We start from the raw sequence: 12,643 nt of genomic DNA on the forward strand, positions 1-12,643 counted from the left end.
GCAACACCCTCCTCGCCGCTCACGGGATCACCGCGGTCGGGATGCCGGCCAGACCTGAGGCCGGGTCCGGCGCGGGCGCGGCCTCGCCGTCGCACGCCGCGCGGTAGAGCGTCAGCAGCCGCTCGGTCGTGCGCTCCCAGCCGAACCCCGCTGCGTGCGCCACCGCGCGCTCGGCGAGCGCGCTACGTCGCTCGGTGTCGTCCAGCAGCTCACCGAGGGTGCGGCCCCACTCGGCCGGGTCGTGGGAGTCCAGCAGGACGCCGCCGTCACCGACGGCCGTCGGGAGGCCGCCGACCGCGGCGGCGACGACAGGGGTCCCGCAGGCCTGGGCCTCGACGGCGACCAGCCCGAACGACTCGTTGTACGACGGCACCGCGAGCACGTCGGCCGCGCGGTACCACTGCGCCAGCTCGTCGCGCTCGACCGGCGGGACGAGCCGGACGACGTCGCCGAGCCCGAGCTCCTCGACCAGGTCGGCGAGCGACTCCGGGTGGTCCAGCCCCGAGCCACTGGGGCCGCCGAGGACGGCGACGACGAGCCGGTCGCGGCGGCCGGGGTCGCGCTCCAGCAGGTCCGCCGCCGCGCGCACGAGGACGTCCGGTGCCTTGAGCGGCTGGATCCGGCCGACGAACAGCAGCACCTCGGCGTCGGGCGGCAGACCGACGTGGGCGCGAGCCGTGTCGCGGTCACCGGGCGTGAAGGTCTCCAGGTCCACGCCGGGTGGGATCACCCGCACCACGGCGGGGTCGGCGTCGTACAGATCGATCAGCTCCGACGCCTCGCGCTCGGTGTTGGCGACCAGCCAGGCAGCCGCGCGTACGACCTGCTGCTCGCCGATCTCGCGACCGGGCGGCTCGGGCCGGTCGCCGTCGGCGAGCTGGGAGTTCTTGACCCGCGCCATGGTGTGCATGGAGTGCACGAGCGGCACCTGCCAGCGGTCGGCGGCCAGCCAGGCGACCTGGCCGGAGAGCCAGTAGTGGGAGTGGACGAGGTCGAAGTACCCCTCGGGGTGCGCGGCGCCGAGCCGCTGCACGCCGACCGTGAACGCGCACAGCTGACCGGGCAGGTCGTCCTTCCCGAGGCCCTCGAACGGGCCAGCGTCGATGTGCCGGACCAGGACGCCGGGCACCAGCTCGACGGTCTCCGGCTGGGCGGCGGTGGTCCGGCGGGTGAAGATCTCGACCTCGACGCCCTGCCGCGCGAGCTGCTTGGCCGTCTCGACGACGTACACGTTCATGCCGCCCGCGTCGCCGGTGCCCGGTCGCTCCAGCGGCGAGGTGTGCACGCTGATCATCGCGACGCGACGGGGGCGGGGAAGGGTGCTCATCGGTTTCGAGTCTTGCACGGTCGGCCGGCCCGCACGCCGCTGGATAGCGTGGCGCCGTGAGCACGCAGCGGCCCGTCGGAGCGATCACCCGCGGGACCACCAACCCCAACCGGCTGCGGCGCTGCGACCGCTGGCTCGCTGGACCGCAGGCGTGGCGGCTGCGGCGGTCGCCGGAGCCGCCGGTGGTGGTCGACCTCGGGTACGGCGCCTCCCCCATCACCGCCGTCGAGCTGTACGACCGGCTGAGCGCCGTCCGTACCGACCTGGACGTCGTGGGCGTCGAGATCGACCCTGCGCGCGTCGACGCGGGGAAGCCCCTCGAGCACGAGCACCTGTCGTTCCGGCTGGGCGGGTTCGAGGTGCCGCTGGGCGGGCGGGACGCGACCGTGGTCCGGGCGTTCAACGTGCTGCGCCAGTACGACGAGGATCAGGTGACGTCGGCATGGGGGCGGCTGCAGGACCGGCTGGCCCCGGACGGCCTGCTCGTCGACGGGACGTGCGACGAGGTCGGGCGGCTGGCCACCTGGGTGGCGCTGGACCGGGCCGGCCCCCTCTCCCTCACCCTCTCGATGCGGCTGGCCGCGCTCGACGACCCCGCCACCGTCGCCGAACGGCTGCCCAAGGCGCTCATCCACCGCAACGTCCCCGGCGAGCCGGTGCACGCGTACCTGCAGGCGCTCAGCCGAGCGTGGGCGCGCTCCAGCCCGCACGCGTCGTACGGCGCCCGGCAGCGGTTCCTGGCGACGGCGGGCGCGCTGCGCGAGGCGGGCTGGCCCCTGGAGGACGGGCCGAGCCGGTGGCGGCTCGGCGAGATCACGGTCGCCTGGAGCGCGGTCGCGCCTCAGTCGAGTCCGGGCGCCGCGACGTAGAGCGTGCCGTCGCCGGTCGCGGTCACCTCTTCGCCCGGCAGGAGGTACGCCGACTCCCCCGACTCCAGCCACAGGTCGCCGTCGGTGGTGAGCTGCGCGGACCCGTCCAGGCAGAGCACGATGCGCGGCCGCTGGTCGCCCGGCACCCGGGCGCTCGCGCCGGACAGCCGCGTGAGGTCGAGCCGGAAGTACGGCGTGTGCGGCGCGAAGCTCGTCCAGCCGTCCTCGTCCGCGCCCGGTTCGACGCGCACCTGCGAGTCGACGTCGACGATGTGCAGCAGCTCCGGAACGTCGATCTTCTTGGGCGTCAGTCCTGCGCGTACGACGTTGTCGGAGTTGGCCAGGACCTCGACGACCAGTCCGCTGGTCAGCGAGTGCAGCACCCCCGCGTCGAGGAAGACGTGGTCACCCGGCTCCAGAGACCGGTGCCGCATGGTGAGCAGGACCACCAGCCCGATGTCGTGGGGGAAGTGCTCGGCGACCCGCAGGACCGCCGCGACGGTCGGGTCGTTCGCGCGACTCGCGCAGGCGTCCAGCACCTCGCCGACGAGTGCCTCGGGGTCCGTCGCGCCGAGGACGAGGCGTAGCAGCTCGTGCGCCGGGGAGTCGGTCGAGGCGGCCCGCTCGACCAGCGCGGAGAGACCCGCGACCCCGAGATGCGAGGCCAGCGAACGAACCTCGTCGAACGGACGCGAGCCGACGAACGCCTCCGTCGGCTCGACCGCCACCCAGGCCTCGGGCTTGGGCCAGGTGTCGGCGTACGTCTCCTGCGGAGCCGACGCGGCGCGGTCGGGGTCGGGGTGGACCTGGATGGAGAGCGCCTTGGCCGGCGCCAGCACCTTCAGCAGGAACGGCAACCGCCCGCCGAACCGGTCCGCGACCGCCGGCCCGAGCCAGGCGACCGGGTCACTCGCGATGGCCTGGTCCAGCGTGGTCCGGTCGTCGTCGACACCGAGCTCGGACGGCGCGGCCTCGTGCGCACCCATCCACAGCTCCGCCTCCGGCACCGCGGTCGGGAACGGACGCCCGCTGATGCGCGCCAGCCCCTCGTACGAGCCCCACTCGTAGTTCTGGACCACCGGCGTCAGTCGGTGCATGTGTCACCTCTGAGGGACAGGAACTCACCGATCATCCGGCGGACCTGGGCGCGGTGCCGCCACAGGATGCCGCCGGGTGGCAGCACGGCGAGCTCGGCGCGCGGGAGCAAGCCGGCGGCCTGCTCGGCGACCCACACCGGGTGCGCCGGGTCCTCCTCCTGGGCGATGAGCAGGACGGGTACGTCCACCCGCCTCAGCGCCTCACGGGACGACATCGCCACCTCGTGCGGGATCGTCCGGAGCGCCCGGCTGACGTCGGTCCGCACGATCGTCTCCGCCTGCGCCCGGCACCAGCCGATCACGGCGGCCCGCTCGCGCTCGGCGGCGGGCTGCTCCTGCAGGAGCAGGTCGGTGACGCCGTCGACGTCCCGCTCGTCGGCGAGCTCGCCCATCCGCAGCAGCCGGTCGAGCGCGGCGTCGCGGCGAGGGGTGTCCAGGACGGCGGGGATGACCAGCACGACCCGCTCGAACCGGTCCGGCTGCTGGGCGAGCCAGTGGCACAGCGCCCCGGCCCCCATGCTGACGCCGAGCGCCCGCGTGGCCCCCACGTGGTCGGCGACCGCGCGCAGCTCACCGGCGAGCGCCGCGTACGTCCAGGGCGACTCCGGTGACGACGACGCGCCGTGCCCGCGGAAGTGGAAGAACGCCCGGGTGCCGGCGACGGCGCCGCCGAACGGGCGGGTGGTGTCGATCGAGCCGGCGAGACCGTGCGCGAAAACCGTGGTGGGAGAACCGGATCCGGTCAGCAGGTACTCCAGCGCACCCTCACGGGTGGGCAGGAGCGAGGTGAGGGTGTGTGCGGTGGCGGTCACCACGGACCGTACGGACCCTCGTTGCGGCCGCGGCCCATGACCCGGTGCAGCGCGGGACGGACGTCGGCCAGGTAGACGGCGGCCCCGACGACAGCGATGATCTCGAAGATCGACAGGGGGTTACCGAGGCTGAGCAGGCCGAGCGCCGCGCACACGCCCGTGATCGCGCACCACCAGACCTTGGTCAGCTTGCCCGCGGCGCGGTAGGCGTCTTCGCGGTGGCGCAGCGCGTCGACGAACGCGGACAGCTGCATGACGAACAGCGCGATGCTCAGCACCAGCGCCACGACGTTCTGCACCTGAAACAAGCCGTTGTTCATGGCGTAAGGGTACGGCGTCGCACCGTGCTCCTCGTGGTCAACACCGCCGGTTCAGACGTCGACGAGCACCGTGAACGGGCCGTCGTTGACCGACTCGACCTGCATCATCGCCCCGAACCGGCCGGTCGCGACGTCCAGCCCGAGCCCGCGCAGCGCCTCGACCACGGCCTCCACCAGCGGCTCGGCCACCGGTCCGGGTGCCGCCCTGGACCAGGACGGACGCCGGCCCTTGCGGGTCTCTCCGTACAGGGTGAACTGGGAGACGACCAGGACCGGCGCACCCTCGTCGGCCACCGACCGTTCGTCTCGCAGGATGCGCAGCTCGGCGATCTTGCGCGCCATCGCCGCGACCTGCTCGGGGCCGTCGTCGTGCGTGGCGGCGACCAGGGCGAGCAGCCCCGGGCGGTCGATCGCCCCGACGACCTCGCCGTCGACCGACACCGACGCGCGGGTGACCCGCTGGAGGACGGCCCGCATCAGAGCCCGTGAACCTCGACCGAGCCCACCGGCTCCCCGTGCCCGAGCACCGCCACGTGGCCGACCTCGTCCAGCACCGGTGCGTCGACGCCCGCGGTACGCAGGAGCGCCGCCATCACGGGCGTCCGCGCCCGCTGCGACCCGTCGGTGACCTTGACCGCGAAGCCGCGCCCGTCGGCCAGCCCCGCCGCGTACACCGCCTCGGCGCCGTCCTTGGCGATCAGCCCGTCGACGCCGCGGATCAGCGCCGTGACGTCGCGCCGGGTGCCGCCGAGGTACTCCGGGTACGCGCGGATCGCGTCGCGTACCCGCGCCTCCGGGCCTCCTGCCGGGGCCGCCGCGATCCGGCCGAACGACCGCGCCAGCCCGGCCAGGCCGATCGCCATGACCGGCGCGCCGCAGCCGTCGACGCCGGTCGCCGCGACCGGCTCGCCGGCGAGCTCGCCGATCGTCTCGGCCATCAGCCGCTGGAGCGGGTGCTGCGGGTCGCGGTAGGTCTCCAGGTCCCACCCGGCGGCCGCGCAGGCGGCGAGCATGGCTGCGTGCTTGCCGGAGCAGTTCTGCGCGATCGGCCGCTTCGGCCGGCCCTCCTGCAGCCAGACCTGGCGCGCCCGCTCGTCCAGCGGGAGGTCCGGGGTGTTCTGCAGGTCCTGCTCGGCCAGACCCGCGTCGGCGAGGATCCGGCGGACGCCCTCGATATGGAAGGCCTCGCCGGAGTGGCTCGCGGACGCCAGCGCCAGCAGCTCACCGTCGAGGTCGGCGCCGGCCCGCAGCATGGCGACCGCCTGCATCGGCTTGTTCGAGGACCGCGGCATCATCGGCGCGGTGACGTCGCCGTACGCCCGCGTGACCGAGCCGTCCGCAGCGACCTCCACGGCCACGACGTGATGGACGGACTCCACGAAGCCGGAGCGGACGACGTGCGCGAGGACGGGGGCGGCAGCGAGCGGGTTCGGGTCGGTCACTCCAGCAGCGTAGGACCGCCCCTTCGGCAGATCGGGGGTGGTCCACGAGCCTCATCGCCCGTTCGCGTGGCATGGTGGACGAGGGGGTCGGGGCTCCCGCACCATCCTTCGTCCACGACGGGAGACCGTTCCGATGACCGCACAACTCACCCGCCGAGCCGTCCTGGGGGGCGCGGTGGCGACCGCCGCCGGCGCCGGACTCCTGCTCGGTGCGCCCGCTGCCTCCGCAGCCCCCAACTACTCCACGGGAACGTTCCCGACCCTCTCGCCCGGCATGACCGGGCTGTCGGTCCGCGCGCTGCGCTACCTGCTGACGCACCGGGGCCACCACTGCGGCATCGCCAACACCTACGACACGGCCACCACCAGTGCCGTGCGCGCGTTCCAGTCCCGCCGCGGCCTGCCCGCGACCGGCACCTGCAACGACGCCACCTTCCGCGTCCTGATCGGCGACCTCCCGGCCACCCACTACGGCGAGACCAACTACTTCGTGGGCGGCCTGCAGACGCTGCTGATCAAGCACGGCTACCACATGGACGGCACGACGTACTTCGGCTCCAAGACCCGGCGCAACGTGTGGGCGTTCCAGGTCGGCCACAACGTCGGCCGCTCCGACTACGTCTCGATGCTCGCGTGGTCCTCGCTGTTCGGGCCGGTCTCCTCGGGGCCGATGTATCCGATGCTGCAGCGCGACACCGGCACCGCGCAGTGGTCCAACTGCGGCCCGGTCGCGGCCATCGTGCTGCTCATCCACCAGGGAAAGACGCCGTCGGGCTGGACCTGGGACGTCACGACCCGGCGGACGGCCGTGGAGAACTTCCGTTACGTCGCGATGGGCCTGGCCCACACGGCGGCGCGCGACGCCATCGGCACCGAGTACCCCGACTTCGTCAACGGCTTCGGCAAGTACGGCATGAGCCTGTGGCACGGCGGCATCGAGGACACCCTGACCCAGGCCCGCGCCGGCCGGCCGTCCATCGCCGGCGGTGACGTCTACAAGATGCCGTACGCCAAATCGGTCAGCGGGCCGGTGTCGCACTGGGTCACGGTCCTGGGGTTCGACGGGACGTACTACCTGGTGGCCGACTCCATCTCCGCCACGACCGCGGACTACGTGCACCGGCTCACGGCCACGCAGCTGCGCACGTACGCCGCGACCAACCCCGGCCACCCGCCGGAGACCGCGAAGCAGAACTCCATCCTGCTGCGCTGACCGTCACGGGCAGGCGAGAGCCCGGTCGGCGAGGCCGACCGGGCTCCTGCGTGTGCGGGACTGCCGACGTCAGCGGTCGGTGTCCTTGTCGGTGGAACGGCGGTCGGTCCCGCTGGTGTCGGACGAGCGGGTGTCGTCGCCGCGGAAGCTGGACCGGAGGTTGTCCGGGACACCGTCACCGTCGAGGTCGAACCGCTCCTTGCGGATCTTGTCGGTGACCTGGCGCTCCTCCTGGACCATGTTCTTGCGCAGCCCGATCCGCTCGACCGCGACGGCCTGCTTCGTCACCACGGGGACCTCCTCGTAGATGACGAACTCGCGCACGTCGTCCTCGGCGCCGAACGGGTCGTGGTCGACGGCCTCCGGCGTGTCGATGGCGAAGCGCTCGAGGCTGACCTCCTCGCGGGTCAGCGGCACGGTGACCGTGTGGTCCTCGGTGACGACCGACTTGCGCAGCCGGAACCGGCCGGTCTCGCGGCGCTCCTTGGCGACGCTCAGCCGCTCCTCGTACCGCGTGACGACGCCGTCGCCGTCGAGGTCACGGGCGTCACCCTGGGTGGCCCGCTCGCCGGTGAGACCGGAGCGCTGGGTGGCGGTGCCGGTGTCGGTGTCCGTCCGGCCGGCGGTGGCGTCGGTCCGGGACACGGCGTCGCGGTCGCCCGTACGGCTCCGGTCGGTCGTGTCGGTGTCGGCCCGGCCGGTCGTGGCGGTGTCGTAGGAGGACTGCTCACCGCGTCCCGCGTCGAAGCTCGCGCGGTTGGTCGCGAGGTCGGAGTCGGCCGTGTCGGCGCGGCCGGTGGTGGCGTCCGTACGACCACGGTCGGCATCGGTACGGCCACGGTCGGCGTCCGTACGGCCACGGTCGGCGTCGGTGCGGTCGCGACCGGCGAATCCGGCTCCGGCTGCTGCGGTCCCGGCAGCTGCCGTGCCCGCGGCGGCGGTGTCCCGCCCGGTGCCGCCACTGGTGTCGATGGCCTGCGTCTGGGCCTCGTCGCTGCTGGTGCCTCGGCCGGTCTGGCCGGTGGTCGACTGGGCGTCGTAGGAGACGCCGTAGTAGCGGTAGAGCTCCTTCTCCTGCTCGACGTCGAGGTGCTGCTCGGCGTCGACGCGCGGGGCGTCCTTGACCTTGTCCTTGGTGTACGGGACCTTGACGTCCTTGCCCTCGACCGTGGCGTCCTGCAGCGGGATGAACGACTCCGAGGTGCCGAACAGGCCCGTGTTGACGGTGACCCAGGCCGGGTTGCCCGTACGGTCGTCGAGGTAGACCTCGCCGATCGAGCCGATCTTCTCGCCGTTGCTGTCGAGTGCGTGACCGCCGCGCACCGTCTGTACCTGATCCGTGGTGATCATTGTCAGACCCCTCTTCGTGATCGGATGACTGCTGTGAGGCGCGCCCCGAGGAACGTGCTGCACGCCCTTCTCACAGCGGAGCACCTTGGGTGCGCGTTGTCTAGACCTGGGGTGGCCCGAACGTTGCGAAACCGCGATTTTCGAGGCCAACCCATGACCTGAGGGAGGGAGCACGTCACCCCTAGGGGTCGGCCACTGCCGCCAACGGTACCCGGTCCCGTCGCTTCCAGGACGCGATCCGCCACCTCTCGCCCACGCACGAGGCCCCCGCGAGCAGCTGCTCGCGGGGGCCTCGGCGCCGTGACGGCTCCGTCGTGCTCAGTTGGCCGGCTTGGCGGCGGACTTCTTGGCCGGAGCCTTCTTGGCCGGGGCCTTCTTCGCGGGGGCCTTGCGGGTACGGGCCGCGGTGGAGCGGACCTCGTGGGTGGCCTCGGCGTCGACCGCGGCCGCCGCCTGCTCGACCGACTTCGCGGCGTCCGAGACGACCTCGGCGGCCTCCTTGCGCCCGACCAGGACGGTACGGCGGGCGCGGGCCTGGGTGTCGTCGGCGGTCTTGCGGGCGGTGGCGACGGCGTCCTTGCCCTGCGAGACCAGCTGCTGGGTGGTGCGGTCCTGCTGCTGACGCAGGTCGGCGACGACCTTCTCGCCCCGCTTGCTGAAGTCGACGTAGGACTTCTCGGCCTGGCCGGCGAAGGACTTGCGACGGGCCTCGAGGGTCGCCGGGACGGACCGCACCTGGGCGACGGCGTCCTTGGCGATGGTCTGCACCTTGGTGGACAGGACGGTGGGCTCGAGCTCGGCGCGCAGGCCGGCGACCCGGTCGCTCACGTCGGAGACACGCTCGTTCACGCGGTCGGTGGCCTCGTCCGAGGCGGTGCGCGCGGCGGAGATGGCCAGGTCGGCCACGCCGACAGCGGCGTACAGGGGGGTCGGGTCGGTGACGGTCTTGCGCAGGTTGGTCAGCACTGGCATGAGACTTCCTCTCGGTGAACGGTCTGGATGGGCGAGGGCGCCGGTGGTCAGTCGCCCACGAACGAGGCGTAGACGTCGAGCAGCACGGCGCGCTGCCGGTCGGTCAGCCTCGGGTCTGCCTTGATCGCCACCCGGACGTCGAAGCCGGTGGCGACCTCCTCGTCACGGGCCTCGAGGATCCCGGCGCGGACGTACAGCTGCTCGGCCGAGATCCGCAGGCCCTTCGCCAGGGCCTGCAGGATGTCGGCGCTGGGCCGCTTCAGCCCGCGCTCGATCTGTGACAGGTAGGGGTTGCTGATCCCGGTGCGATCCGCCAGCTGCCGGATCGACAGCTCGGCGGCCTGACGCTGCTCCCGCAGGTACGCACCCAGGTCGGGTACGGCGGGAACGGGGATCTTGGACGTCACGCCCTCATCATGCTTGCTGTAGTTAGCACGATGCAAGCCCTGGTTAGCGTGATCTGACTCACGCAGGCGCCTGGAGAGGTCAGGGGTCGACGACGACGGTCTGCGCGGCGGCGACGCCACCGATCACCAGGTCGGCCTCGACGGGCACGTTGCGCTTGAGCAGCACCAGCCCGATCGGCCCGTCCTCGCGGTGCCGCGCGACGCTGGTCAGGTGGCCGACCGGGCGTCCGCCACCGGCCACTTCGACGGGGGTCCCTGCGTCGGGGAGGACGTGACCGGAGCCGTCGAGGTGCACGAACGCGAGCCGGCGCGGCGGCCGCCCGAGGTTGTGGACCCGGGCGACGGTCTCCTGCCCGCGGTAGCAGCCCTTGTGCAGGTGGACGGCCGTCCGCAGCCAGTCCAGCTCGTGCGGGATGGTCCGGTGGTCGGTCTCCTGGCCGAGCCTCGGGCGCCACGCCGCGACCCGCTCGGCCTCCGCCGCCCACAGGCCCGCGGGGGGCCGGTCCCCGACCCGTTCCCCCAGCCGCTCCACCGGGACGACGAGCTCGCGCCACGCGCGCCCGGCCGCCGGGTGCGGGTCGGCCGAGCTGTACGCCGCGGTGTCCGCACCGGGCTCGGGCCACGGGTCGCGCCAGGCGATCTCGCCCCGCTCCTGCAGCTCCTGGGGCGTCGACTCGGCCCCGATCGGCTCGCCCAGGACCGCGTACCGGTCGCTGACGTCCTCGACCTCGACCCGCAGCATGAACCGCATCCGGTCCAGCCACTCGGTCAGCTCGCCGGAGGTGCCCGGCTCGACGGACAGCCACGTCGCGGTGCCGTCGTCGACGACGTGCAGCGCGTGCTCGACATGGCCCTTCGGGCTGAGCACGAGCGACTCGGCCGACCGGTGCGGCGGGAGGTCCTTGAGCTGCTGGGTCGTCATGGAGTCCAGCCAGGTCAGCCGGTCCTGCCCGGTGACGCGGACGACGCCGCGGTGCGAGAGGTCGACGACGGCCAGGCCCTCCTGCAGCATCCGCTGCTCACGCGACGGGTCGCCGTAGTGGGCGGCCACTCCGGCGTCCCGACCCTCCGCGGCGACCGCTCCGGGCCGGCTCAGCAGCGGGCTGACGGCGGTGGGCTCGGCGATGTCGGTCATGCATCGAGGGTACGTCGGGAACGCCTGCCGATCCGCAGGCCCGCACCTAGACTGCGGCGCATGAGCGGGGAGGCGCCTGTCGGCGGGGAGGGCACGGCGCAACGGGCCGGCACCGGTGCGAGCACGGAGACGGCGCCCGGGGAGGAGCCCACGACCGGGCCTGAGCGCGGGCGTCGGCCACGCAGCCGGGCGCGCGTGATCGCGTACACGCTGCTGACGATGCTCCTCGTGGTCGTGCTGGCCGCGGTCGGCTTCGGCCTCTACCTCGACCACCTCGTCAGCGCCAACGTGCGCCACGACCCGCTGCTCCCGCCCGCGGAGTCCCGCGCCGCGCGGGCTCAGGGGGCCGGCGACGCCCAGAACATCCTGCTGCTCGGGTCGGACAGCCGGACCGAGCAGCTGCAGGACGCCAGCCGCGCCGACGTGATCCAGCTGGTCCACATCTCCGACGACCGATCGTCGGTCCAGGTGATCCACTTCCCCCGCGACCTGTACGTCCCCATCCCCGGCCACGGCAGGAACAAGATCAACGCCGCGTACGCGTTCGGCGGCGCGCCGCTGCTGGTGCAGACGATGGAGGGCATGCTCCATGTCCGGATCGACCACGTGGCGCAGATCGGCTTCGACGGCTTCCGCGACCTGACGAACACGGTCGGCGGCGTCGACGTCAACGTCGACCAGCCCACCACCTCCGACGGCCACACGTTCACCCGGGGGATCAACCACCTGGACGGGGACGCGGCGCTGGCGTTCGTCCGCGAGCGCAAGCAGCTCAGCGAGGGCGACATCGACCGCGGTCGCCGGCAGCAGGCCTGGCTCAAGGGGCTCTTGGACAAGACGCTGCGCGCCGGGACGCTGGCCAACCCGGTCCGGCTGGCGCACGTGGTGGACGACACGACGTCCAACCTCGTCGTCGACGACGGGTTCAGCACGGGCGAGATGCGCTCGCTCGCGCTCAGCCTGCGCAACCTGCGCGGCGGCGGCGTCACCTTCGCCACGGCACCGTTCTCGGGTTTCCGTTCGGTGCCGGGCGTCGGGTCGGTCGACGTGGTCGACGACGCCGGGATGGCCCGGCTCGGCACGGCACTGCGCGAGGACCGCGTCGCCGACCTGCCGAAGACCACGTCGAGCCCCGGCTGACCGCCCGAGGAGACCGCCGGTCCACCCACCGCCGTTACGATCGCGGACGTGCCCTTCGAACTGGATCCCGACCTCCCCCGCGAGCTCGCACCGCTGGCCTGGCTGGCCGGTCGGTGGGAGGGCGCGGGCACGATCGGCTACCCGACGATCGACGACGCCCGCTTCGCGCAGGAGGTGCACTGCTTCCACGACGGGCGGCCGCTGCTGGAGTGGCACAGCCACACCTGGCTGCTGGACGAGCAGGGTGAGCGGGTCCGTCCGCTCGCCAGCGAGCTCGGCTTCTGGCGACCGTTGCCGAACGACGAGGTCGAGCTCGTCCTGTCCCACTCCTCGGGCGTCGTCGAGCTCTACTACGGCCGGACGGAGACCGCCCGCGTCGAGCTCGTCACCGACGGCGTGATCCGCAGCCCGCACGCCAACGAGTACTCCGCCGGCAAGCGCCTGTACGGACTCGTGAGCTCCCGGCTGATGTGGGCCATGGACATGGCGGCGATGGGTCTGCCGCTGCAGAGCCACGCCTCCGCGGAGCTGGTGCGCGTCGAAGCCTTCGACGCCTGAC

14 protein-coding genes are annotated in these 12,643 nt (G+C 73.0%); 4 read left to right on the top strand and 10 right to left on the bottom strand.

Annotated elements, in window-relative coordinates; all coding sequences use genetic code 11:
• Positions 1 to 19 precede the first annotated feature (19 nt).
• On the bottom strand, positions 20 to 1,327 hold the full coding sequence (gene mshA, locus P4R38_RS14955) for a D-inositol-3-phosphate glycosyltransferase (protein ID WP_277192870.1): 1,308 nt from the start codon (positions 1,325 to 1,327) through the stop codon (positions 20 to 22).
• A gap of 56 nt (positions 1,328 to 1,383) precedes the next feature.
• Between mshA and P4R38_RS14960 the strand changes: the two genes are divergently transcribed.
• Entirely contained in the window at positions 1,384 to 2,196 is an 813-nt protein-coding gene (locus tag P4R38_RS14960; protein WP_277192871.1) for a class I SAM-dependent methyltransferase, read from the top strand.
• Here P4R38_RS14960 and manA read toward each other — a convergent pair.
• Genes manA through P4R38_RS14985 form a run of 5 tightly spaced genes read right to left on the bottom strand, consistent with a single transcriptional unit; the run spans position 2,169 to position 5,867 of the window.
• Complete coding sequence (gene manA, locus P4R38_RS14965) at positions 2,169 to 3,293, bottom strand: mannose-6-phosphate isomerase, class I (protein ID WP_277192872.1); 1,125 nt, start codon at positions 3,291 to 3,293, stop codon at positions 2,169 to 2,171. The genes P4R38_RS14960 and manA overlap by 28 nt on opposite strands.
• Positions 3,281 to 4,105: an alpha/beta fold hydrolase gene (locus P4R38_RS14970; protein ID WP_275238038.1), complete on the bottom strand. Its 825-nt coding sequence runs from the start codon at positions 4,103 to 4,105 to the stop codon at positions 3,281 to 3,283. The genes manA and P4R38_RS14970 overlap by 13 nt, the downstream gene beginning before the upstream one ends.
• Positions 4,102 to 4,425, bottom strand: coding sequence for a DUF2516 family protein (locus P4R38_RS14975; RefSeq protein WP_275238036.1), 324 nt, complete (start codon positions 4,423 to 4,425; stop codon positions 4,102 to 4,104). Before P4R38_RS14975 ends, P4R38_RS14970 begins: the two co-directional genes overlap by 4 nt.
• 51 nt (positions 4,426 to 4,476) lie before the next feature.
• Entirely contained in the window at positions 4,477 to 4,902 is a 426-nt protein-coding gene (dtd, locus tag P4R38_RS14980) for a D-aminoacyl-tRNA deacylase (protein ID WP_275238034.1), read from the bottom strand.
• Complete coding sequence (locus tag P4R38_RS14985) at positions 4,902 to 5,867, bottom strand: asparaginase (RefSeq protein WP_277192873.1); 966 nt, start codon at positions 5,865 to 5,867, stop codon at positions 4,902 to 4,904. The genes dtd and P4R38_RS14985 overlap by 1 nt, the downstream gene beginning before the upstream one ends.
• Before the next feature lie 133 nt (positions 5,868 to 6,000).
• On the opposite strand from P4R38_RS14985, the gene P4R38_RS14990 reads away from it, so the two are divergent.
• Complete coding sequence (locus P4R38_RS14990) at positions 6,001 to 7,080, top strand: peptidoglycan-binding domain-containing protein (RefSeq protein ID WP_277192874.1); 1,080 nt, start codon at positions 6,001 to 6,003, stop codon at positions 7,078 to 7,080.
• Between the two features lie 69 nt (positions 7,081 to 7,149).
• Here P4R38_RS14990 and P4R38_RS14995 read toward each other — a convergent pair whose 3' ends face one another.
• The 4 genes from P4R38_RS14995 to ygfZ form a co-directional block, all read right to left on the bottom strand.
• Positions 7,150 to 8,430 carry a DUF2382 domain-containing protein gene (locus P4R38_RS14995; RefSeq protein WP_277192875.1) on the bottom strand — a complete coding sequence of 427 codons (1,281 nt, stop codon included), beginning with the start codon at positions 8,428 to 8,430 and terminating at the stop codon, positions 7,150 to 7,152.
• 318 nt (positions 8,431 to 8,748) lie between these two features.
• Complete coding sequence (locus tag P4R38_RS15000) at positions 8,749 to 9,402, bottom strand: hypothetical protein (protein WP_277192876.1); 654 nt, start codon at positions 9,400 to 9,402, stop codon at positions 8,749 to 8,751.
• 47 nt (positions 9,403 to 9,449) lie between these two features.
• A complete protein-coding gene (locus tag P4R38_RS15005) occupies positions 9,450 to 9,809 on the bottom strand; it encodes a helix-turn-helix domain-containing protein (protein WP_275238027.1) in 360 nt (119 codons plus the stop codon).
• Positions 9,810 to 9,888: 79 nt separating this feature from the next.
• On the bottom strand, positions 9,889 to 10,944 hold the full coding sequence (gene ygfZ, locus P4R38_RS15010; protein WP_277192877.1) for a CAF17-like 4Fe-4S cluster assembly/insertion protein YgfZ: 1,056 nt from the start codon (positions 10,942 to 10,944) through the stop codon (positions 9,889 to 9,891).
• 60 nt (positions 10,945 to 11,004) lie between these two features.
• Here ygfZ and P4R38_RS15015 point away from each other — a divergent pair, with 60 nt between their 5' ends.
• The gene (locus P4R38_RS15015) at positions 11,005 to 12,084 is read left to right on the top strand and encodes an LCP family protein (RefSeq protein WP_277192878.1); all 1,080 of its coding nucleotides are present in this window, start codon (positions 11,005 to 11,007) and stop codon (positions 12,082 to 12,084) included.
• 48 nt (positions 12,085 to 12,132) lie between these two features.
• Positions 12,133 to 12,642: an FABP family protein gene (locus P4R38_RS15020; RefSeq protein ID WP_275238022.1), complete on the top strand. Its 510-nt coding sequence runs from the start codon at positions 12,133 to 12,135 to the stop codon at positions 12,640 to 12,642.
• Position 12,643 lies beyond the last annotated feature (1 nt).

Origin of the sequence: Luteipulveratus flavus (assembly GCF_029439465.1) — a bacterium.
Lineage (GTDB): Bacteria > Actinomycetota > Actinomycetes > Actinomycetales > Dermatophilaceae > Luteipulveratus > Luteipulveratus flavus.